General features: G+C 42.8%; 19 protein-coding genes, 1 tRNA gene and 1 other RNA gene. 14 read left to right on the forward strand and 7 right to left on the reverse strand.

What is annotated here, in order from left to right; translation table 11 throughout:
* Positions 1-67, reverse strand: a tRNA-Tyr gene (locus R8O11_RS17325).
* A 292-nt stretch (positions 68-359) separates the two neighbouring features.
* Between R8O11_RS17325 and R8O11_RS17330 the strand changes: the two genes are divergently transcribed.
* Both R8O11_RS17330 and vmeF read left to right on the forward strand, forming a co-directional pair.
* Positions 360-1,454, forward strand: a complete 1,095-nt coding sequence (locus R8O11_RS17330) for an efflux RND transporter periplasmic adaptor subunit (RefSeq protein ID WP_017820000.1) — start codon at positions 360-362, stop codon at positions 1,452-1,454.
* Positions 1,454-4,567 (forward strand): multidrug efflux RND transporter permease subunit VmeF, encoded by a 3,114-nt coding sequence (vmeF, locus tag R8O11_RS17335; protein WP_318194298.1) that lies wholly within the window; start codon positions 1,454-1,456, stop codon positions 4,565-4,567. Before R8O11_RS17330 ends, vmeF begins: the two co-directional genes overlap by 1 nt.
* Positions 4,568-4,647: 80 nt before the next feature.
* On the opposite strand, the gene R8O11_RS17340 is transcribed toward vmeF, so the two are convergent.
* Positions 4,648-5,223, reverse strand: coding sequence for a porin family protein (locus R8O11_RS17340; protein WP_017634755.1), 576 nt, complete (start codon positions 5,221-5,223; stop codon positions 4,648-4,650).
* 214 nt (positions 5,224-5,437) lie between these two features.
* Here R8O11_RS17340 and R8O11_RS17345 point away from each other — a divergent pair, with 214 nt between their 5' ends.
* Entirely contained in the window at positions 5,438-5,755 is a 318-nt protein-coding gene (locus R8O11_RS17345) for a DUF1244 domain-containing protein (protein WP_005378586.1), read from the forward strand.
* A 62-nt stretch (positions 5,756-5,817) separates the two neighbouring features.
* Here the strand turns inward: R8O11_RS17345 and R8O11_RS17350 are convergent, their stop codons facing one another.
* Positions 5,818-6,912 (reverse strand): PLP-dependent cysteine synthase family protein, encoded by a 1,095-nt coding sequence (locus R8O11_RS17350; RefSeq protein WP_005389952.1) that lies wholly within the window; start codon positions 6,910-6,912, stop codon positions 5,818-5,820.
* A 140-nt stretch (positions 6,913-7,052) separates the two neighbouring features.
* Between R8O11_RS17350 and R8O11_RS17355 the strand changes: the two genes are divergently transcribed.
* Positions 7,053-7,517 carry an Lrp/AsnC family transcriptional regulator gene (locus R8O11_RS17355; RefSeq protein WP_025998626.1) on the forward strand — a complete coding sequence of 155 codons (465 nt, stop codon included), beginning with the start codon at positions 7,053-7,055 and terminating at the stop codon, positions 7,515-7,517.
* Between the two features lie 456 nt (positions 7,518-7,973).
* Complete coding sequence (locus R8O11_RS17360; RefSeq protein ID WP_053303256.1) at positions 7,974-11,015, forward strand: hypothetical protein; 3,042 nt, start codon at positions 7,974-7,976, stop codon at positions 11,013-11,015.
* Between the two features lie 68 nt (positions 11,016-11,083).
* Here R8O11_RS17360 and tesB read toward each other — a convergent pair whose 3' ends face one another.
* A complete protein-coding gene (gene tesB / locus R8O11_RS17365; protein WP_005378575.1) occupies positions 11,084-11,944 on the reverse strand; it encodes an acyl-CoA thioesterase II in 861 nt (286 codons plus the stop codon).
* Positions 11,945-12,184: 240 nt separating this feature from the next.
* On the opposite strand from tesB, the gene R8O11_RS17370 reads away from it, so the two are divergent.
* Positions 12,185-12,619, forward strand: coding sequence for a YbaY family lipoprotein (locus R8O11_RS17370; protein WP_005378572.1), 435 nt, complete (start codon positions 12,185-12,187; stop codon positions 12,617-12,619).
* A gap of 30 nt (positions 12,620-12,649) precedes the next feature.
* Here R8O11_RS17370 and R8O11_RS17375 read toward each other — a convergent pair whose 3' ends face one another.
* Positions 12,650-12,952, reverse strand: coding sequence for a DNA base-flipping protein (locus R8O11_RS17375; protein ID WP_005378570.1), 303 nt, complete (start codon positions 12,950-12,952; stop codon positions 12,650-12,652).
* Positions 12,953-13,209: 257 nt separating this feature from the next.
* Here R8O11_RS17375 and R8O11_RS17380 point away from each other — a divergent pair, with 257 nt between their 5' ends.
* From R8O11_RS17380 to R8O11_RS17405, 6 genes are all read left to right on the forward strand, one after another.
* Complete coding sequence (locus R8O11_RS17380) at positions 13,210-13,953, forward strand: hypothetical protein (protein ID WP_005389942.1); 744 nt, start codon at positions 13,210-13,212, stop codon at positions 13,951-13,953.
* 149 nt (positions 13,954-14,102) lie between these two features.
* Entirely contained in the window at positions 14,103-16,106 is a 2,004-nt protein-coding gene (locus R8O11_RS17385) for a GGDEF domain-containing protein (RefSeq protein ID WP_104975980.1), read from the forward strand.
* A gap of 137 nt (positions 16,107-16,243) precedes the next feature.
* Positions 16,244-16,340: signal recognition particle sRNA small type (gene ffs, locus R8O11_RS17390), an RNA gene on the forward strand.
* A gap of 118 nt (positions 16,341-16,458) precedes the next feature.
* Positions 16,459-17,082, forward strand: coding sequence for a TnsA endonuclease N-terminal domain-containing protein (locus R8O11_RS17395; RefSeq protein ID WP_025577761.1), 624 nt, complete (start codon positions 16,459-16,461; stop codon positions 17,080-17,082).
* A 2-nt stretch (positions 17,083-17,084) separates the two neighbouring features.
* Positions 17,085-18,950, forward strand: a complete 1,866-nt coding sequence (locus R8O11_RS17400; RefSeq protein ID WP_213970524.1) for a Mu transposase C-terminal domain-containing protein — start codon at positions 17,085-17,087, stop codon at positions 18,948-18,950.
* Positions 18,916-20,013 carry a TniB family NTP-binding protein gene (locus R8O11_RS17405; protein ID WP_213970523.1) on the forward strand — a complete coding sequence of 366 codons (1,098 nt, stop codon included), beginning with the start codon at positions 18,916-18,918 and terminating at the stop codon, positions 20,011-20,013. The genes R8O11_RS17400 and R8O11_RS17405 overlap by 35 nt, the downstream gene beginning before the upstream one ends.
* On the opposite strand, the gene R8O11_RS17410 is transcribed toward R8O11_RS17405, so the two are convergent.
* Positions 20,010-20,324, reverse strand: a complete 315-nt coding sequence (locus R8O11_RS17410) for a helix-turn-helix domain-containing protein (protein WP_213970522.1) — start codon at positions 20,322-20,324, stop codon at positions 20,010-20,012. The two genes, R8O11_RS17405 and R8O11_RS17410, sit on opposite strands and share 4 nt — an antisense overlap.
* Before the next feature lie 101 nt (positions 20,325-20,425).
* On the opposite strand from R8O11_RS17410, the gene R8O11_RS17415 reads away from it, so the two are divergent.
* On the forward strand, positions 20,426-20,971 hold the full coding sequence (locus R8O11_RS17415) for a hypothetical protein (RefSeq protein WP_213970521.1): 546 nt from the start codon (positions 20,426-20,428) through the stop codon (positions 20,969-20,971).
* Positions 20,965-22,347 (forward strand): DEAD/DEAH box helicase, encoded by a 1,383-nt coding sequence (locus R8O11_RS17420; protein ID WP_213970520.1) that lies wholly within the window; start codon positions 20,965-20,967, stop codon positions 22,345-22,347. Before R8O11_RS17415 ends, R8O11_RS17420 begins: the two co-directional genes overlap by 7 nt.
* Here R8O11_RS17420 and R8O11_RS17425 read toward each other — a convergent pair.
* Positions 22,344-23,138, reverse strand: coding sequence for a GIY-YIG nuclease family protein (locus R8O11_RS17425; protein ID WP_318194299.1), 795 nt, complete (start codon positions 23,136-23,138; stop codon positions 22,344-22,346). The genes R8O11_RS17420 and R8O11_RS17425 overlap by 4 nt on opposite strands.
* Between the last annotated feature and the right edge of the window lie 241 nt (positions 23,139-23,379).

A 23,379-nucleotide genomic window follows, 5' to 3' on the forward strand; every position in this document is an offset into this window, starting at 1 on the left:
GGACGGATTCGAACCATCGAAGGCAGTGCCGGCAGATTTACAGTCTGCTCCCTTTGGCCACTCGGGAACCCCTCCAGAGGATTTTTATACTTAGTAAGATGTTTTCCCAACTCATCTCCCAAGTGCGGAGCGAATCATAGCAAACTCGCTCAGGCTGTAAAGCGTTTTTCTTACGTTTTTACGTTGAATGCTGTCTTTTTGGGCAAAGATGGTAGAAAGTCAGCGTTTTGTTTGTCCTTTGAACAGAAGAGAAGCGCGCTTTTTACTTGAATTTACACTACTTGACGTTAAACACCGTATCTACTGATAAACTGTAAGCAGTTTAATGACATAAGTTTATTCGTTTAGAAGTCAATATCATGAGCATGAAAGCCACGTTATCGTTATCTGTTTTAACGCTTTCTATATTACTGAGTTCTCCATCGGTTTGCGCTGCGATGCGAGGAGGCTCAGCGGTTACCGTTGTGACTGAACAAGTAGAAACGCACGAGATCAATCAATCCTTAACTCTTATCGGCAAATTAAAGGCAGCGGAGTCTGTGGTTGTCGCATCGGAAGTCGCCGGCAAAGTGAATCAAATCGCTGTTAAAGCGAATCAAAATGTCCAGCAAGACCAGCTATTAATTAAGTTAGATGACGATAAGGCTCAAGCCGCTTTGATTGAGGCAAAGGCGTATCTAAAAGATGAACAGCGTAAGTTAAAAGAGTTCCAACGTTTGGTTAAGCGGAATGCGATTACTCAAACTGAAATCGATGCACAAAAAGCCAGTGTTGAAATAGCACAAGCGAGGCTTGATGCTGCTCAAGCCAATTTAGCTGACCTCCATATTACTGCCCCATTTTCTGGCACTGTTGGTTTTATCGATTTTAGCCGCGGCAAAATGGTCAGTGCGGGTACTGAACTTTTGACGTTGGATGATCTTTCCGTCATGGAACTGGATTTACAAGTACCGGAGCGCTATTTATCGATGCTTTCTATTGGTATGGAAGTCATCGCTAAAACCAGTGCATGGGGTAGCCAGACCTTTACTGGTAAAGTCACAGGTATTGATACGCGGATCAGCGCCGAAACACTGAATCTTCGCGTGCGTATTGAGTTTGATAACCCAGAAAATCAATTGAAGCCGGGCATGTTGATGAACGCTTCACTAGCATTTCCTGCTATTAAGGCGCCAATCATTCCTGTTCAAGCACTTGAATACTCCGGAACTAAACGTTTTGTATATGTAATTGATGAAAATAACAAAGCTACTCGTCAAGAAGTGTCGCTAGGTGCTCGTGTTGGCAACGAGGTGGTGATCGAATCTGGTGTTGAGATTGGTGACAAGATTGTGGTTCAAGGCATTGTTAACATGCGTGATGGTGTCGAAGTGAAAGAAATTGTCGCGCCACTAAAAGCGAACACCACGGATGTGACACGCAATGACAGTGAATCGGATGAGGAAGAAAACTAATGTTACTGTCCGACGTTTCAGTTAAACGCCCTGTCGCGGCGTTGGTTCTGAGCATGCTGTTGTGTGTGTTTGGCTTTGTGTCATTCACCAAATTAGCCGTTCGTGAAATGCCTGATATAGAAAGCCCAGTCGTTTCTATCAGTACGCGTTATGAGGGTGCATCGGCGACTATTATTGAAAGCCAAATTACCTCCGTTTTGGAAGACCAGCTTTCTGGGATCAGTGGGGTTGATGAAATTAGCTCCACTACTCGTAACAGCATGTCGCGTATCACGATCACGTTTGAGTTAGGTTACGATCTCAACACAGGTGTGAGCGACGTGCGTGATGCCGTAGCTCGTGCTCAGCGCTCGCTACCTGATGAAGCGGATGACCCTATTGTTTATAAGAACAATGGCTCGGGAGAGGCGTCGCTCTACATCAATCTCAGTTCTGCAGAGATGGACCGTACTCAATTAACGGATTATGCCGAACGTGTATTGATGGACCGCTTTAGCCTGATCTCTGGGGTTAGCTCCATTGATCTCTCCGGTGGTTTGTACAAGGTAATGTACGTGAAGCTTAAGCCAGAACTAATGGCTGGACGTTCAGTTACAGCTTCGGACATTACATCAGCTTTGCGAAGTGAGAACCTAGAAAGCCCAGGTGGTGAAGTTCGCAACGACTCAACAGTAATGTCCGTGCGTACGGCTCGTACTTATAACACGCCTGAAGATTTTCAATATCTTGTCATTAAACGCGCAAGCGACAATACACCTATCTATTTAAAAGATGTAGCAGATGTCTTCATTGGTGCAGAAAACGAAAACTCAACCTTCAAAAGTGATGGTGTAGTAAACATCAGTCTTGGTGTGGTACCGCAGTCAGACGCAAACCCGTTAGAAGTAGCGAAGCTGGTTAGGTCTGAAGTCGATAACATCCAGAAGTTCTTACCAGAAGGTACACGTCTTGCGATAGATTACGACGCGACAGTGTTTATCGAGCGTTCAATCGAAGAGGTGTACAGCACGCTATTTATCACGGGCGGCTTGGTGATTTTGGTGTTGTACATTTTCATCGGTCAAGCTCGTGCAACCTTAATTCCTGCGGTTACGGTACCTGTTTCTCTGATTTCTTCGTTCATTGCCGCGTACTACTTTGGGTTTTCTATCAACTTGATCACCTTGATGGCATTGATATTATCGATTGGTTTGGTGGTGGATGACGCAATTGTGGTTGTAGAGAATATCTTCCACCATATCGAACGCGGTGAATCGCCATTACTCGCCGCATATAAAGGCACAAGAGAGGTTGGTTTTGCTGTTATAGCAACAACATTAGTGCTGGTGATGGTGTTCTTACCGATCTCCTTTATGGATGGCATGGTAGGTCTACTATTTACAGAGTTTTCTGTATTGCTAGCTATGTCGGTCATATTCTCCTCTTTGATTGCCCTGACGCTGACTCCTGTATTAGGTAGTCAGATTTTGAAGGCGAATGTAAAACCAAATCGATTCAATGAAGCGGTTGATCGCTTGTTTAGCAAGCTTGAGAGTGGCTATCGCGCATTATTGAAAAGCGCATTGAAAGTACGTTGGGCTGCTCCGCTGGTGATTCTAGCTTGTTTGGGCGGTAGCTATTTCTTGATGAATCAGGTACCGGCCCAGTTGACCCCACAAGAAGATCGCGGTGTGATATTTGCGTTTGTGCGCGGTGCAGATGCTACGTCATACAATCGTATGTCAGCCAATATGGATATTGTCGAAGACCGATTGATGCCATTACTAGGGCAAGGTTATCTGAAGTCATTCAGCATCCAAACGCCAGCGTTTGGTGGCCAGGCAGGAGACCAGACAGGCTTTGTGATCATGATTCTAGAAGATTGGAACGAACGTGATATCACGGCTCAGCAAGCCCTTAACAAAGTACGGAAAGAATTGGCAGGTATCCCAGATGTTCGAGTGTTCCCATTTATGCCAGGTTTCCAAGGTGGTTCGAGTGAGCCAGTTCAGTTCGTATTAGGCGGCTCTGATTACGATGAGCTCGTTGTTTGGGCTGAAATGCTAAAGAACAAAGCAGAAGAATCACCAATGATGGAAGGAGCAGAGATAGATTACTCGGAAAAAACGCCTGAGTTATTGGTTACAGTTGACCGACAGCGTGCCGCAGAGCTAGGAGTCAGTGTTAAAGACATTTCTGACACCCTAGAAATCATGCTCGGTGGTAAAAGCGAAACGACTTATGTTGAGCGTGGCGAAGAGTACGATGTGTATCTTCGCGGTGATGAAAATAGCTTTAATAATGCTGCAGATTTAAGTCAGATTTATCTGCGCACGAATAGCGGTCAGCTAGTGACGTTAGATGCGGTCACAAAAATTGAAGAAGTGGCGGCCTCTATTCGTCTTTCTCACTACAACAAACAGAAGTCCATCACTATTACTGCCAACCTGTCGGAAGGTTATACATTAGGAGATGCGCTGAATTACCTAGACCAGGAAGCCATCGACAACTTACCGGGTGACATTTCGGTGAGTTATTCGGGGGAGTCGAAAGACTTTAAAGAGAACCAAGCGAGTGTTGCTGTTGTGTTTGCATTGGCACTGCTAGTGGCGTATCTCGTGTTGGCGGCTCAGTTTGAAAGCTTCGTAAACCCGTTAGTGGTCATGTTTACGGTGCCGATGGGTGTATTTGGTGGCTTTCTTGGTTTGGTTATTATGGGCCAAGGTATGAACATTTATAGTCAGATCGGCATGATCATGTTGATTGGTATGGTGACGAAAAACGGTATTTTGATCGTAGAATTTGCCAATCAGCTACGTGATCGTGGCGTTGAGTTTGAAAAAGCGATCATTGATGCAGCTGCGCGACGTCTACGTCCAATCTTGATGACTGCGTTTACCACACTTGCTGGCGCAATTCCGTTGATAGTATCGACAGGGGCGGGTTATGAGAGCCGTATTGCCGTGGGTACGGTAATCTTTTTCGGGATGGGGTTTGCGACATTGGTGACCTTGTTTGTTATCCCGGCAATGTACCGATTGATTTCGGCGAAAACACAAGCACCAGGTCATGTAGAAGCAGAGTTAAACAAAGCAATTAGCCATGATACGAAGGGCCGTATAGCGCACCCTTAAATCAAACGTTAAAACATAAAAGCCGAGGTAATAACCTCGGCTTCTCTTTATCGGTTTAAAGTTAGCTCGGAAGCGTTCGATTAGAAGCGTTTCCCTAGGCTGATTTGTACACCTTCGTAGCCGTCGTAAAAATCTTCAAAACCCATATCTGCGACATTATAAATGTACTCTGCGCGTAACCAGATATCTTTGCTCATATCCCAATGGACACCAGCACCGATGTTGAATAGCGCGCCTGAATCATCTGTGACTTTTTGTTCGTTTGGAACATACATTTCAGCTTGAGTGCCAAGCGCAGTTACGCGACCAAACAGTGACAGCGGCGTATCGCCTAAGTTATCACTTGTTACAACAGCAGACATACCTGCTTGGTAATAGTGAAGATCTAAGTCAGTTTTTAGAGCATCGTTCTTAAGTTCATTTTGTGAATAGCGCAGAACCCCTTCAAACGCGAGGTATTGGTTTACATGGTAACCCCAGCCAACTGTGATATGTGGTGTTGACCACTCATTGTCTCTATCCGAGCCGAAGTACGGTGTATCAAAACCAACGTTACCAGTACCCAGATAAAAATAAGATTGATGAGCTTGTTCTTGAGCAGCTAAAGTTGGCACGCTAATGGTCAAGGCAGACAATAATAGAATGGCGTTTTTCATAACTAGACGATAACCTTGGTAAAAGACCGTTGTAATGATTTGTTTAAATGTTAATTTAATCAATAGGATGGATGGTAATTATCATATCAGCTTTTATCAAAGGTAGTGATTTTAGAATGGGAATTGTTGCGCTAAAGCATACTTCTTACTCATGACTACCGACTAACTAGATATGGTGACGAAAGCTAGTTAAATAAGAGAGAAGGAAAGGAAAGTGGCTGAATTCAAATACAAAAACTTGACTCAAGAAGAACAAGATAAGTTAGACGCGGCGACATTTCGCCGTTTATTGGCGCATTTAGATGCCAACAAAGACGTACAAAACATCGACCTGATGATCCTTGCGGGCTTCTGTCGCAACTGCTTTAGCAAATGGTATAAATCTGAGGCTGAAAATCTCGGTTTGGATTTAGATATTGATGACGCTCGCGAACGTGTTTACGGCATGACTTACGATGAATGGAAACAAAATCATCAACCAGCGGCAACGCCAGAACAATTGGCTGCGTTTGAAGCGCGCCAGAAAAAGTAAAACCCAGCGATAAAAACAGCCCGCATGAAGTTGGGCTGTTTTTTTAAAGTCCAGTTTGCACGTTAAGCGTTAGTTGAGCCGCAACAAGCTGGCTCAACGCAACCTTTTGCTTGAATGACTTCGAGTTGAGCTAAGTAAGGTTGAATATCGCCGATGTTCTCTTTTACCCATGTTAAGTCATAATACGTATCTAGGTAACGCTCTCCAGAATCACATAGAAGCGTCACGATGGAACCCTTCTCACCGCGTTGTTTCATCTCACAAGCCAATTGCAGCACACCGTAAAGATTGGTGCCTGTTGATGCGCCGACTTTACGCCCAATCAGCTGAGATACCCAATGGGCGGTTGCCACACTGGCAGCGTCTGGAATTTTGCGCATCTCGTCAATAACACCTGCAATAAAGCTTGGCTCGACACGTGGTCGACCGATACCTTCAATTTTGCTGCCAGTATCACCTTTCAATGAGTGGTTTCCTGACTGGAAAGCGTCGTAAAACACTGAGTTTTCAGGGTCTACCACGCAAAGCTTGGTGTCGTATTTTTGGTAACGAATAAAACGGCCAATGGTTGCGGATGTGCCGCCTGTTCCAGGACTCATCACTACCCAGCTAGGAATCGGGTGATCTTCTAACTCCATTTGGCTAAAGATAGAGTTCGCGATGTTGTTGTTACCGCGCCAGTCAGTAGCGCGTTCAGCATAAGTAAACTGGTCCATGTAGTGACCATTTAGTTCTTGAGCCAAGCGTCGAGACTCGTCATAAATCTGATCTGATCGTTCAACAAGGTGCGCTTTACCACCGTAAAATTCAATTTGTTCGATCTTTTTACGTGCAGTGGTTTTCGGCATGACGGCAATGAACGGTAAGCCAAGTAAACGCGCAAAATACGCTTCCGAAACGGCAGTGCTGCCTGAGGACGCCTCGATTACAGTGGTTTCAGGACCAATCCATCCATTACAAATAGCGTAAAGAAATAATGAGCGCGCCAATCGATGCTTAAGAGAGCCTGTAGGGTGCGTACTCTCATCTTTTAGATAGATATCGATACCATCAAGAGAAGGTAGTTCGAGTTTAAATAAGTGAGTATCAGCAGAACGTTGGAAGTCTGCTTCAATTTTACGCACTGCATTGTTGATCCAATTGTGGTCAGTACACATGGCGTCTCTCCTTGGGAAATCGATAGATAAGTATTAGATAGGGATAATTTATCTATAATTTCCGAGAAAAACTTTGCTATTGTTACTCTTAATAAAGATATCTGTAGAAAAATTTTCTGCATTTTATGGGTTTTATAGAAATGAGTTTAGATCGAATAGATAAGCAGCTGCTTGCTTTACTACAAACCGACAGCACCTTGTCATTAAATGACGTGGCTGAGCGAGTCAATCTTACTACAACACCATGCTGGAAGCGCTTGAAAAGGTTGGAAGAAGAGGGCTACATCGAAAAACGCGTGGCGTTGTTAAGTGCAGAAAAGCTCGAGCTATCTTTCATTGCATTTGTTCAGTTAAAAACGATTGATCATTCCGAAGGTTGGTATCACCATTTTGTTACAACTGTGAGTGACTTTCCTGAGGTAATGGAGTTTTATCGTATGGCTGGCGAGTATGACTACATGATGAAAGTACTAGTCAAAGATATGAAGTGTTTTGACGAATTCTATAAGCGGTTAGTTAATAGCGTAAAAGGGCTATCTAATGTGACTTCAACATTTGCTATGGAGTCCATTAAATACACAACAGAGTTACCAATCCTAAAATAACTCGCCCTATAAGAATTCTATCTAATGTTAATTCTACCTTTTAGTATTTTAAATGTTAAAAGGTAGTTTGATTATGCTTTTAAAACTATTTCCTACCAGATTTTTATAAATATAAACGATATTTATTCTCTCTTCTATTTTTCATTAACCATTTGTTTTTACAGTCCATTAATCCTTTACATCATAATGAAAGAAAAAATAACGCAATTTTTTCTCTTTCTTTTTCATGTTTTATTTTATTGAATATTAATTTTTACTAAATTAATGGAAGAGTTTGATTTAAACGTTTGCTTTTTGTGTTTTCATGTAATTTGGTCGCTATTTTTGAGTATTTGTTTTTAGGATGAATACAGTAGCAATTACTTAAGTAATAAAGTACTCAAAAATGGGGATAGTGATTAATAAAACATCGTATTATTATCGCCCCATCTTGTATGTAACAAAGTATTACTAAAAATGAACAGAAATTACTATTTGCTTTTTCTCGCAGCTTTACTTGCTGGCTGTGGCGGTGGGGGAGACTCTAAGCCGAACAATACGAAGACACCAACTACGATAACAAAGCAGAACCGTCCGCAATTAAAAGTGGAAGACACGGTATTGAAGTTTGAAGGAGTGGGAACGGTTACTGAAGCAAAACTGAGCAATGTACATGGGTCGGTATCTTACCAAGTCATTGATTCTAATCCGCCAAATGTCGTGAAAATTAATGACTCAGGAATACTACAAATTCTGCGCCCAGGAACGGCGACTATTCTTGCTACAGATAGTAGCTCTGCTTATGAATCTTCTGAAGCAAGATTTTCTGTGACTGTAGAGCGAGGTATCAATACTGAACTTTCAGTGAGTGATCTGAATTTCAATGCGATTGAGTCAGAAGGAAAAGCGTTGATCGTCCGTGGCCAAAAAGGCGAACTGAGTTATGAGGTAGAAAGTGGTCATAACTTGATTCGTGTTGATGAGAACGGGTCGGTATATTCATTAGGTTCAGTTGGTCAGGCATCGGTGCTGATTACTGATTCAGGTAACGACTTTTACTTGCCGAAACAAGTTCGCGCTACGGTTAAACTGCATGCAGTAGCTCCGGGGCAATTACAGTTCGCTTTGCTTGAAGACGAGTATCGAGAAGGGTTGACGTTAGAACCAGTGCGTCTAGATAAAGCTCAAACGCAACGTATTTCTTACAAAATCATAAATAGCGTACCAGACAGCAAGGTGGCCGAGTTGCTAGACCCTGAAACGGGTTTGCTTCTTGTTCATAATGTTGGGCGATTAACGGTTGAAGCGACTGCAACTTACAGCGACGCGTTTCTAGATAAACAGCAAACAGCGCAATTTTTTGTGGATGTAAAACAAGGCAAGCGTCAAGAAATCAGCGCAGCGGATATTGTCACAACTTATGAGGAAGGTGGACGAATTTTCCCTAAGGTGACGAACGCCTACGGTGACTATGAGCTGAGAATCATTCGTGGTGAAGACGTTGTTGCTAAAACAGAAAATGGTGAAGCATTACTGATCAAAGGTGTTGGTGCTGCTGAAGTGGAAATTTACGAGCATGACATGCGTAATTATCCTGCAAGCAAAACTCGTTTTGATCTTGAAGTTAATCGCGCGCCTCATCCAGTTATAAAAGACATTGAAATGCCGCTTACCTATCAACCAAATCTTTCAATCCCTCTGGCGTTTAAAGGGCAAAAAGGTAACGTAAATCTAGTTAGCAGCTTACCTAATGGCTTACGAATGACTGACGGCAAGTTGGAGGTAGTGACTGCGGGTGAGTACGACCTTAAGTTTGAAGACGATGGTGGGGAGTTCTACCAACCTATTCAATTTAATGTCGTCATCAAAGTTGCAAAGGCTGAAGGCCAACCGATGGCAACGCACGATTATGACGTTGTATACAGCAACAAATACAGTTTTGATCTTCACCGTGATTTTGGTTTGAGTGCTGACGAGCAAATTGAGATTGTAGATAACACCGCACCAGATGTTGTCGGTGGTTTTAGTGAAGGACGTCTCCATGTGTATAAAGCGGGTAAAGCGACGCTAACTGTGCGCAGAAAAGAGAGCGCGAATTATACCGTTGGTCCTGATCAAAAAGTCTACGTGACAATTTTGAGCGCGCCGAGCCGAATTGAAGTTCAATCCGATGTGGAAGAGATTTGGAAGGTTGGCCAAACATTTGTTGCGCCGAAAATCTCTGGTACGGTTGGGGAAGTTACGTACCGATTTGCAGACAACGCAGCAATAGATGTGGTTTCCTTAAACAGCCAAACGGGTGCCATGCAAATTCTTAACGCGGGTAGCACAAAAATTATTGTTTCGGATGCGGGGGACGACAAAGTGGATCCGGGTGAAAGTAGTTTCTCGGTCACGATTAAACAAGGCACAAACCCGGTATCGGTTACTTACCCAACGGTAGAATTCTCCGCTGGTAGTGTTATCTCACCAGTGATGAGTGGTGGGATTGCGAAGGCAAGTTACCGTCTTATTAACCAAAAAGACCCTGTGGTCGAGCTAGTTTCTCCTGATACAGGGCGTTTGAAAATCCTGCATGCAGGCACGTACCAATTAGAGGTTACCCTTACTGGGCGCAACTACAAAGCTAAAACAATCGTCGTAAATGGCACTATTAACAAAGCGAATCACCCTGGTTTAAGTGCTTCTACAATGAAGGTGGAATTTGAACCATTTAAAAAGGTTAAGCTAGACTTTGGTACACCAATAGGAAACCGCAGCTATCAAATATCCAGCTCAACAATTAAAGGAGTCGCTTCATTAGATGTTGATAAGGAAGAGCTGACGTTACTTGATCTCCCGCCAGTAAAAAGACGTTGGATTTCTCTCGACATTTCGGAAGGAGAATCTCGAGATTACAAAGCGTTGGAAAGTAAGAAAGTCCAGCTGTATCTAAGCTTTGCAGATGAAGGTGTTGCGGATCAATATACATTGCTTGAAACTGAACAAACAGTATTGTTTAGCACGCTAAATGCACGTGAGTTTTCTAACTTAGAAGAAAGTGAGTTTGGTTTGATGAACGTTCGTTCAGTGCGTGAGCCAACGGACGAAGAATTGAAATTATACGGCAAAGGTAAGATTGCACTACTTGCATTCAAGCCGGTGGGTAACGATGACCCAACTCTAATAAAAGGAGCGTGGGTACACTTAGCTCGATTTGATGGATGTACATCAGAGCTGTTCGAAGATGATCTCAAGCCTTTTGAAGCAATTGACTATGATGACCCAGGATACTGCACCAGCGGCAGCACGATTCGTATGACTCGGTTCTTAATAATTGATGACTCGAAGATGGAAAAGGTAGAGTATGAGTTAGTAGCACCTGTGATTACTTACCGTCGTGGGGTTCGTGAATTTTTAGCAACGAATAAAGGTGGATTCTATGCCGACCCAAATGTCATTTACGGGAAAGGCGAATATGGTTACCCGAAATCACTTTACGAATGGTCGGTTGTTAACATGAAGTATCAACCAAATTAATCATCGTTTGATACCCATTAAAAAAGGAGTGCGGAACAGCACTCCTTTTTTCGTCTAGCGAACACGAGCTATTTCGTGTAGCGCATCACCCCTTCTTGCACGGCGGTCGCCACTAAGTGACCTTGCTGGTTGTATATTTCGCCACGGACCAACCCACGAGTATTGCTCGCCGTTGGGCTCTCTATCGCATATAGAAGCCATTCATCCATCTTAAACGGGCGATGGAACCAGATAGAGTGGTCAATGGTGGCCACTTGAAAGTTAGGCGTCATTAATGAGACTTCATGTGGATGCATTGCTGTTACAAGGAATCCCCAATCGGATGCGTAGGCCAGAAGGTACTGGTGAATTAGCTGATTCTCTGGCATTTCACCATTAGCACGAATCCAAAGGTACTGTTTGGGTTCTGCTTTTTTGGGCTTCAAAGGGTTGATAACCGTAACGGGGCGAGTTTCGATTGGCTTTTCCCCGCAAAATGTTTTGCGTAAGCGTTTGGGTAGAAATTCTGCAATATGGCTTGCGAGCTCACTCTCTGAGGCAAAGTTTTCTGGACCAGGGATATCTGGCATTTCTTTTTGATGATCAAACCCAGGTTGATCGCCATGGTAGGATGCGGTTAGGTAAAAAATAGGGCGTCCATTTTGAATTGCCTTTACGCGTCTAGTGCTAAAGCTACGGCCATCTCTCAGATTTTCTACATCATAAATAATAGGTTTTTCTGGATCGCCAGGGTACAAAAAATAGCTATGGAAGGAGTGTACCGTGCGTGTTTCTTCAACGGTGTAGCGCGCAGCAGAAAGCGCTTGCCCAATTACTTGACCGCCATAAACTTGAGGCAAACCTAGGTTTTCACTTTGGCCACGAAACAAGCCTTCTTCTAATTTTTCGAGTTGTAGTAGGCTGAGCAATTCTCGTAGTGGTTTACTCATTGTGTCTCCTCACCGTTGTCTTTCATTCCAAGTTACCTCAACAGCCTCACTCTTGTGAAGTGGCATAGTTAAGAACTATTGAGTAACTTAGAAATAGTATTGTTCCAATTATGAAACAAAATCAATTGTTTGATAAATTCTAACTCAGTCAAACTATTGTCAAATAAAGTGACAGGAAGCAGACAGTTTTATATTCCACACCTATAATTGCTTCGGTTTAATGCTCTTTTCGAGGAATATATGAAAAAAACACTACTACTTGTTACTTCTCTACTCTTTGGGGCTGCGTTAGTGGGTTGCCAAACTTCTCAAAATACAGAAATGGAATCTACAGAAGCGTCAATGAAGACGATTACAGGTACAGTGGCTTATCGCGAGCGGATTGCCTTGCCACCAAACGCAGTGGTTACTATTGCGTTAGAAGATGTGTCCTTGGCGGATGCGCCAGCAAAAGTGTTGGCGAAACAGACATTCGAAACAGAAGGTAAGCAAGTTCCTCTTTCTTTTGAGTTGAGTTACGACAGCAATGAAATCAAACCAAACCATCGTTACAGCGTTCGTGCTCGCATTGAGGTAGATGGAAAGCTGCGTTTTATCAGCGACACACATAACGGTGTTATTACAGATGAAGCACAAACTCACCAATTAGATATTCGTCTAGTTGGAACACGTTAATACGACGCACTGAGAACAAAAAATGGCAGCTTAAGGCTGCCATTTGTATTTTTTAAGTGAAGTTTTGCCAACTTCCGATACTTCAATCCCTTCTGCTTCTAATTTCTTTTTTTGTCGCTCTAAATCTCTGCCTTTTAAAGATATTTTTCCTTGGCTATTTACCACTCTAAACCAGGGGAGTTTACTGCCTTCTGGTAAGTTGCCCAGTGCTTTACCAACATGTCTCGCATAGCCCGGATAACCGGCCATTTTGGCAATTTCCCCATAGGTGGAGACTTTTCCTTTTGGAATTTGGTGAATTACAGCAAAGATTTGCGCTAAAAATTGGTCCATACTCAAAAGTGTCTATTTTGGATTACTAAGGAATGGTAAACCATTGGACTTGTATATTGCTAACGGTTCTTAACCCTTGTGTTGCCAGCGACTCACTTTGAAGAATTACATTTTCTGTTCTTTAGTGTCGTTGGTTGATGAGCCTTAAACAGCATGAAGCAAACGCAAGCTAAGCTTGAATCTAGACCCTCTCAACGACTTTCAATCCCAGTTTTTGCCGTTGAGTTACCAAGTAGGTGGGGAAGCCAGGAGGCGCTATGATTTTATCGACACTTCAATTTTTCGTTACGACCTTACTCGCTGTTGTCTGCGTTCGGGCGATGAGTTTGAGCGAGGGGGACATTCCCGTTCTTGCACTTATGATCCCCGCGCTGTGGGTTTTGCCGCAAGGTGGGTTCGCTGGCTTAGTATTACTGGGCGCGATGATGGCTTTTGGTGCGACACTCTCAATGCAGCCAATTGCTTTGTCGGTTGGTGTTTTGATCCTTTTCCCACTTTTAATGGTGGTATTTTCTCGTAGAAGCTCTTTAGGTGTGTTGCTCACCGCTGGTCTTATTGTACTTACACTGCAAGTTGGTCTTATGGTCACACAGCAAGGCGGTAAGCTGGATGGGTCTGCTTGGGTTACAGTGGTTCAAACCATTGCTGTTATGGCGATGTGGTGGTCGGCTGCGCATTGGACGCCATCCAATAAACACAGCTGGTGGCCGTTGTTTTTGTTGCTCCCTTTGTGGATTGCAGGCCTACCGTACGCCGTTCTTATGGCGTTAAGTTTGACGGGAATGTTAGCGTCAATGGAAGCACTTGCGAAGCTTCAACATACCATTCGTTGGAGCAAATTATTATGTTGGACATTGCCGACTGTGGGTTTTGCCGCCTTAGTCGTCAGCCCGACCACGGATGTGCCAAACCCTGTTTTCGTGGTTTGGATCTGTTTGTTAGGGACAGCTTGGATGACTGACTATATTTTACGTAGTAGCGATGAACAGGCTGAATTATGAGTTTTTAGTCAGGTAAAAAGTGACATGTGCGGCAGAGTATCGAATTGGTTGTGGAACAAAATGGAGATTAGTATATGTTCTTCATTTCATATTTACTACACTTCCAATAATAACCACAATATAAGTGGTTGATTTAAGATAAGTTTGTCATGACAACTTTTGCTCGAACACTGTTGCTTTTTGCATGTTGCCTCTTGAGTTTGAATGTAAAAGCCGAAGCCCCTTTAATTGCTCATTATAAAGTCGCGACTGAAGCGGATGATGTCGTCACTCGTGTTCTTTTCAATGCTGCTTCAGAGGAGTTTGGCTTTACCGTTCAATACGTGAACTACTCCAGCTTTGATGCCATTCTAAATTCAGTAGCGAATGGGGAAGCGGACTTTGCTGCGAATATCACTTACACACAAGAACGTGCTCAACGTTTTAGTTATTCCCGCCCAACAAATATCGAATATACCTACCTCTTTGGTTTAAAAGATTCGACGTTGAGTGACATTTCGCGTGTTGGCGTCCCCAAAGATACAGTTTATGCCCAATTACTTAAACAACACTACCCTGAGCTAGAACAGATCTCTTATCAAGGTCACGAACAAGCAGTAACACTGCTACGTTCAGGTGCTGTGGATGGCGTTGTCGATGCCATTAACCAGCTCAAGCCGATGCTGATGGAGGGGTTTGACGCCAAGATGCTCAATGATCAGATTTCGATAAAGCCCGTATCCATCATCAGTAAAAAAGATCATCATCTTGAAGAGTTGGACACGTTCGCTACGTTTATTCACGGGGAAGCGGTGCAAAAGCAGCTTCGCGAAGAAATTTCCCAGTATCAATTTGAATTAAGGCGAGCAGCGTTGCGTGATTCTATTCGTTTATTGCCCCTTGATTTTAATGAACCAATACGGATTAAGCTCGAATCTATCTTTCCATATGTTGTATACAACGCAGATGGTCGTGTCGAAGGGATGACGGCTGATGTAGTCGTGAGAAGCTGTGAGATCTTGGCTTTAAACTGCTTGATCATTAGTGAGCCTGGTGAAAGCTGGGGTTCTATGTATCATGAGTTTATCCAAGGTAATTTCGAAATTTTGGCGCCGTTAACGGTCAGCCGTGAGCGGCGCGCATTTAGCTACTTTCCAAAGCCCCATTACGCGCCAGCATCGGTGATGGTCAAGCGTTTAGGTTACAAACCGAGCACATACTCTCATGTTTCACAGTTGATATCTGAGCGGATTGGCGTAGTTAAGGATGACTTTTTCGATCAAATGATGACGCAACTGTTACCGCTAAAAGAACTCAAACGTTATCGTACTCAACAAGAGCTCATTCAGGGGCTATTAAATGAAGAAGTCGATTACATTCCGATGGATACGGCGATGCTCAATCATTTTTTACGTCTCAGTGAATTGGTTCCGATAGAGCAGGATACCGCTATTGGCGAGTTTTATGAGTCACAACTCTCTGTTGGATTGGTCGCGAATGAAAAAGGAGCCATGCTTGCGCCTTTCTTCAGTCGAGCGATAGCGATGTTAGAAGTTGATAAGATCATTGCTCAGTACGATGTACGCCCAGATTGGCGTACCGCACTTGAATATGAGATTCGATTAGCGACGCAAACACAAGCTGTGTTTATCTTTGTATTATTGTTTGCTATTTGTGTTTCGCTTTATCTTTACCGTCAATCGAACACTGACAACTTAACAGGGTTAAGGAACCGTCGTGCGTTGCAAGTAAAGTATCGAAAAGGAGTAAACAAAGATCTATCCATACTTTACTTAGACATTAATCATTTCAAACGAATCAATGACACTTATGGGCATCGCGCTGGGGACGAAGTTTTACAACTACTGGCACTAAAAATTCATTATGTCTGGTCGGGAAGATGTTATCGAATTGGAGGGGATGAGTTCATATTGCTGGGTTATCCTACGCAAGCCGAGTTAACTAGAGCAATGAGAGAGCTCAGTAGAATAGACGTGAAAGGCAAATTATATAGTGATTTGGAGTCTATAAGTATCTCTATTGGTTTCTCTGCAAAAAGGGAACGGCACATGAGCTTAGAGCAAGCGATGCATTTGGCTGATGAAGACATGTACATTAGTAAGCAGTCCTCACGGCACGACTCCTCTTATCGTGACTGTACGGTTTCATCATAAAGGAATGAATTGATCGAGTTTTGTCCAAACGGTAATGAAATGATGAAATTCAAGGTTTTTGCTCTTGCATTATGAGAGCTGATACTGAATAATCGCCCCATCGATTGAGGCAAGACCTCTCGAAAAGAATTATGGGGCTCTGGTCCTCTCGCAACAATAGCTCGTGAACTCGGTCAGGTCCGGAAGGAAGCAGCCGCAGCGTGTGATTTGTGTGCCGGGATGTGGCTGGGGTCCCACCCTTTTTGAAGCCTGCAATATATGTTCGCATAAATTGCAGGCTTTCTTCATATTTGCACCATAAGTCTTCATAGTCTATTTTTTGTTGTGGGTTTACAACAAAAGTGATTTTGCTATGTTCGACCAAACCAAGAAGTCATCTCACGTACACAACATCTGTAAGTTCATGAGCTTGAAGAATGATGCAGTTGTTCGCACTCTGTCTATTTTAGAGTTTGATTTCTGTTTTCACCTCGAATATAACGCAGACATCAAAAGCTTTACCTCCCAACCTTTTGGCTTCAACTATCAATTCAATAATCGAAAATGCCGATATACCCCCGACTTTTTGGCGACAGATCACGATGACCATTCAATTTTCTTCGAAGTAAAACACTCAAGCCAGATTCTCAAACCTGACTTCAGGGACCGATTTAAAGAGAAACAAAGAGTTGCATTGAATGACTTTAACAGACGCTTAGTTTTAGTTACTGAGAAGCAAATTAGAATGGGTCCAACTTTAAATAACTTTAAGCTACTACACCGTTACTCTGGATTGCGAACCGTGACTGAGTTTCAAAAGTTAGTGTTGGCGTTTATTCAACGTAAACAAATGGTGAAGTTACAAGAGGTGTCTTTGTATTTCGGTTTATCGGAGAAGGACACACTTATCTCTACTCTACCTTGGATCTCTTCGGGGCAAGTTAAAACAGACCTAAACGGCATTGGCTTTGGTCTCGAAACCTACGTTTGGTGTTAACCATGTCATCGGACTCTAATAATATATTTGGGTTCTTTGATGAGTTTGAAGTTTCAGAGGGAGAGTCTCAGCCGCTTCCAATAGAGCTAATTCAAGAACCTATTGAAATCTCTTCAACTATTGATTCTCAATCACCGAAGGTACAGCAAGAAGTTATCCGTCGTATCAAAATCATCGCTTTCGTGGAGAAGCGTTTAAAAGGCGGGTGGACCGAGAAAAACTTGAACCCTATTTTAAGTCTCGTGGAATCGGAATTACAGCTCACTCCCCCGAGTTGGCGAACTTTAGCAACTTGGAAAAAATATTACTTTGAAGCGGGTAAAGACCCATGTGCACTTATTCCGAAGCATACGTTTAAGGGCAACCGCCAGAAAGAAATGGATTCGCAATCCTTGATTGACGAGGCAATTCAGAACGTATACCTGACACGTGAAAGACTTAGTGTTGCAGAAGCATACCGATATTATAAGAGTCGAGTGATTCAAATAAATCGAGGGATTGTTGAAGGAAAAATCAAGCCAATTGCCGAACGTTCTTTTTACAATCGAATAAATGAGTTACCTCCTTATGAAGTGGCGATTGCAAGATTTGGTAAACGATATGCAGATCGAGAGTATCGCTCGGTTGGTCAGCAGGTCGCTGCAACTAAACCTATGGAGTCTGTTGAAATAGACCATACCCCAGTTCCAGTGATTTTGATTGACGAAGAGCTAGATATTCCTTTGGGCCGCCCTTACTTGACGATGCTTTATGACCGTTTCAGTAAGTGCATTGTTGGTTGCAGTATCAACTTTAGAGAGCCAAGCTTTGACTCTGTTAGAAAGGCTCTGTTGAATTCACTTTTGGATAAAAGCTGGCTTAAAGCAAAGTATCCATCGATTGAGAATGAGTGGCCTTGCCACGGTAAGATTGATTGCTTGGTCGTCGATAACGCTGCCGAGTTTTGGAGTCAAAGCTTAGAAAATTCGTTACGGCCTTTAGTGTCCGACATTCAATACAGTCCAGCAGCGAAGCCTTGGCGAAAGTCAGGGATCGAAAAGCTGTTCGATCAAATGAATAAAGGGTTAGTTAACGCTCTGCCTGGAAAAACATTCACCAATCCTACTCAACTACAAGATTACAATCCGAAGAAGGATGCGGTGATCAGGGTATCGGTATTTCTTGAGTTACTCCATAAATGGATTGTCGACTATTACCACATGGCACCAGATTCTAGAGAGAGTGAGATTCCATATCACAAGTGGCACCAATCGAAATGGACGCCGTCTTACTATGATGGTGCTGAAAAGGAGCAACTCAGAGTAGAGCTAGGATTACTTAGACACAGAACGATTGGAGTGGCCGGGATCAGGCTGCATAACTTACGCTATCAGTCCGCCGAGCTTATTGAATACCGGAAATATTGCACACCTAATAATGGTAAGAAGCTCTTTGTTAAGACCAAAACAGATCCTTCTGATATCAGCTACATCCATGTTTACCTAGAATCAGAAAAGAAATACATAAAAGTTCCAGCGGTAGACAACAGCGGGTATACAAGCGGACTTTCACTTTTTGAACACCAGCGCATACAAAAAGTACGCAGACTGAACACTAAGCAGCTTGCTGATGATGAGGCTCTTGCGGATACATTTCTATATATGAAAAAACGTATCCAGGAAGAAACCGATAGATTCCGTCGTGCTAAAAGTAGCAAGCCCAACCTTCCTAAAACAGGTAACACGTCGAAACTAGCAAAGTTTAATGATGTGGGTTCAGAGGGGCCAAGCTCAATCAACGTGACTCCTGTTAGGCTCAAATCTGAGGTTGTTTCTGATGCCTCAGAGTACTTAGATGACGATGATTTTGAAGATATTGAAGGGTATTAATTTGAATTTAACGCCAAAGCAGCTTGAGCAGCTAAAGTCCTTTGAAACCTGCTTTATCGAGTATCCTGCGATAACTGAAATCTACTCTATCTTCGATCAACTTCGTTTCAATCACTCTTTAGGTGGTGAACCAGAGTCTTTCTTGTTAACTGGTGAGGCTGGAAGTGGAAAGACGGTTTTGATCAACAACTACTTATCACGCTTTCAATCGGGTTCAACTTGGGGAAAGCAGCCAGTATTAAGCACTAGAGTGCCAAGTCGTATCAATGAACAGAATACGCTGACCCAATTTTTGGTTGATTTAGATTGTAAATCAGGCGGAAGAGGTACCCGACGCCGCAATGAAATTGCGCTTGGTGAAGCGGTTGTAAAGCAACTTAAACGTAAATCTGTTGAGCTGATTATTGTTAATGAAATTCAAGAGCTTGTTGAGTTTTCAACCGCAGAGCAGAGACAAGTTATTGCCAACACATTCAAATATATTAGTGAAGAAGCAAGAGTCTCTTTTGTGCTTGTGGGCATGCCTTATGCTGATGTGATAGCGACAGAACCACAATGGAACTCACGGCTAAGCTGGAGGAGAAAGATAGATTATTTCAAATTGTTGAAAGCGAATAGTCATTCGAGTAGAACAGCGTCTTATGGGTTTGACTTAGAGCAAAAAAAGCATTTTGCCAGATTTGTCGCGGGTCTGAGTTCAAGGATGGGCTTTGATGAGCCTCCAGTACTTGCAAAGAATGAGCTGCTATATCCTTTGTTTGCAATGTGCCGAGGAGAATGTCGAGCGTTAAAACACTTCTTGAAAGACGCGTTGCTTATGAGCTTCAACGACAATGCGGATACGATAGACAAAACAATATTGTCACGCACTTTTGCATTTAAGTTTCCCTACCTAGATAACCCGTTTGATCGCCTTTTAGAGCAGCTTAGTCTTCATCAAATTGACTCTGGTTCTGCTTACAACTTAAATGCAATCGCCACTGAAGATAAGATAGTGGCCCCTCGTTTTACGGATGCCATTCCGTTGAGCATGTTATTGAGTAAAAACGGGCTTAAAGCTTAGAGATGACTTTCGCCATTTAGGTTTTCCAGTAGCGCCTTTTTCTCGTCGTCACTCATTTTCTCAATTGCACACGCCAATTCAGCACTCAATTCGTTCCTACAGAAAAAGTAATTCAACGGCACATCTAACTCTTCAGCCATACGTTCAAGCGTACCAATATCAGGTACGTGTCTACCTTTCTCATAATGGTTCATTCGTCCACTAGCAGAACTTGGTTCCATGCCAATTTTCACCCCTAAATCTTTTTGGGTGATTTTGGCTTTTTTACGCGCAGCTTTGAGCCTCTCTGGGATTGGGTTGTCTTTTTGCACTTACACATTTCTTTTCAACCTTTAGATAACTTAGATTGTCTAAGTTTTACTGATTTTTGTATACTTAGCAATCCTAAGTTTTTATTGTTTGTACTAGTGATATGAATAAAGTAACGAGAATTAACCCTCACATGTTTAACCTATTGATTGAAAAAGGAATGGATGACTTTTCAGTCATAGAAGCTAGGGATGCTTTACTAAACAGTGGTGTAACCTTCCCGAGTAAAGATGACGCTCGAAAGTATGTTTATAAGCAACTTCTATCATTTGAGGAGAAAGGTTGGCTTTCTGTTATTGGGACTCTTAGGCACAAACGCTACCATCAAACTTGTGAGTTCAAAGTTCTCAGAATCGAGCCCAGAGTGGCTAGAAACAGTAAAGTTAAAGCCGACTCAACGGCTATTCAGACTTCAGATTCATCTCTGACTGCATTGGAGCAAGAGAAAAAACAATATGAAGGAGAGCTCGCGATTACTCTAGGGGAGATAGAGGAATATCAGTCGTTACTGACGCGTTTCCCACACAACAGACAAAAGATGCAACCCCTATTTAACGCAGCGAGAGAGCGATCAGCCAAGTTATTGGGCAGAATCAATGCACTAACCAACTGGATGCAAGTAGCGCAAGATAAGGTTCAAAAATGTTAAGAGAATGGCAAGCTGAGTGTTCAGAACTGGCTATTAATAAATTTGCATCAAATAAACGACCTCACTTTTTCTGCCAAGCGACCCCAGGTGCAGGTAAAACCGTTATGGCTGCCGAGGTGGCAAGGCGGTTATTTGAAGAAGATATGATTGATTTAGTGCTGTGTTTTTCGCCATCTTTGTCGGTGGCTGAAGGAACGCAAAAAACATTCGCATGGAAATTAGAGTGCTCATTTAACGGAGGATTAGGTTCTTTGGGAGGGTCTTATACTTACCAATCTATCCGTTTTCTTGACGATAACTTTTGGAACACTGTCAGCAAATATCGAGTCTTAGTCGTATTTGATGAAATTCATCACTGTTCGTTTGAAGAAGATGGCCGATCAAACTCTTGGGGTATAGAGATAGTCTCAAAGGTACAAGGACTCGCACGATTCACACTGGCATTGTCAGGTACTCCTTGGCGTTCTGACCGATTGCCGATTGTCATGGCAGAGTATTCCGACCCTGATGGTAAGGTTGTCTGTGATTACCAATATGGCTTACAACAAGCGGTTGAAGATGGGGTTTGCCGCCAACCTAAAATAGTTTTAATAGATAATGAACATTTGAACATTAAAACTGGCAGTAGCAGCCAACATTTTGCCTCCATTTTGGACTGCCTTAAACAATCCGATATTTCCTATCAAAGCGTCATTCACAATGAAGAGGCGATGCATTACATCTTGAATAGTGGCTGCCAAAAGTTAGCGCAGATCAGAGAACAGTCGCCAAATGCAGGCGGGTTAGTGGTCGCCGCTTCTATCAAGCACGCCAAAGATATTCAAAAACGACTTGTTGAGCACTTTAACCAGTCAGCTTGCATAGTGACTTATCATCATGACAATCCTTTGCGTGAAATTGATTCTTTTCGTCATTCAGACGTTCAGTGGATAGTCAGTGTTGGGATGATTAGTGAGGGGACGGACATCCCTAGGCTTCAGGTCTGTTGCCATATGAGCGCAGTCAAAACAGAACTCTACTTTAGGCAAGTACTCGGGCGAATATTAAGAATCAATGATTCACTCAACCAAGAAGCGTGGTTGTATACCTTTGCCGAAGAAAGTTTGATTGGTTTTTCTGAAAGAATTGAGCAGGATATTCCAGACACCTGTATGTTCCTCAAACAGGAGGACAATATGCAGAATGTGGTTGATGATAACCTCTTATTATCAAGGTTTGTGAGTGATGGACCCCAGTCGAGTTATTCTCAATCGAGCATACTTAGTTGGGGAAATAGCGCGGATGTCATTAAACCAAATAACGCAGATAACCCATCTGTATATGACGAATTGCTATTGGGCCAATTTAAGCAACGAGTTATCGCCGCTTTCACTTAAACTGATTCAGCTTCAATCTCTTTCAACGTTTTACCAGAAGCATCTCTCCAGTAATCGGGGCCGCTGCAAGGATAGCCAAGTAGAACTGCCGCGGCTTGGGACGCACTCGTAAAGAGAATATCTTCAGCTGCGACTAGAAGATCTCCAGATGGCATAAGAATCCTTTTTTCTTCGAGGTTGCTACGCAGTTTCGTATAGCCTTTAGATAAACTAGGCTGCACAGTTGTTAGCGCTTGAGAACCTTTCAAAACGACAATGCCTTCATCAGTAAGCATGGCTTTAGCATCGAGCTTTTTGACTTTAAGTCGAAATACCATATTTTTCGGCTCGCGTGGTAAAGATGCCGTTATTTGAGATACCTTTGGTTCCAATAGCTTATGTCCTAGAGAGCCAATAACAGTTCGGATATTTTCAATGAAAGTCTCCATAGCATCTCTTTCTCCTCTAGGCAGCGAAGAGGTGGGCGGTTGCTTGTCATTATCGAGATCGTATCGTTTTGATTCTAAGATTATCTCGAACAAGCGGGCTTCAAGATATTTAACGTGCGCTTTAGTTAAATTTTCATCTTTGTTGGTAAAGCAAATCGCTTCATTCCAAAACTCTTTGCCAACTAAGTGCTGCGACAAGCGTTTATGAATGTGTTCGGCCTCTCCAACGTAAACAAGGCTATTACCACTTTCAGCATTGTAACCAAACAAAAAGTAAACCCCGGGGCGCTGAGTCTCTTCCCATTCAGATAGCTCTTTGATGTGCACTCTAGGAACTGCAATCGCCTGACCCGTCCAGTTCACAATTTCAGCATGCCGAATGCCCGTTACAGAGTCATTCGCTCGGTATATCTTGAGCTGTGTTCCTCTCGTCATCATCATTCACTTTTTAACTAAAATCTATGCGCTAGATACTAGCTAACTAAATAAAAAATAGCACTTTTATTTATAAGTAACTCAATGTGATGCACATTAACGTAAAACTGACTTTATATGGTAAAATCGCGCGATAAATCGAAACACCATTAAGTTGTTTTCTTGTTGT

It is taken from the genome of Vibrio sp. 1288, from assembly GCF_033344475.1.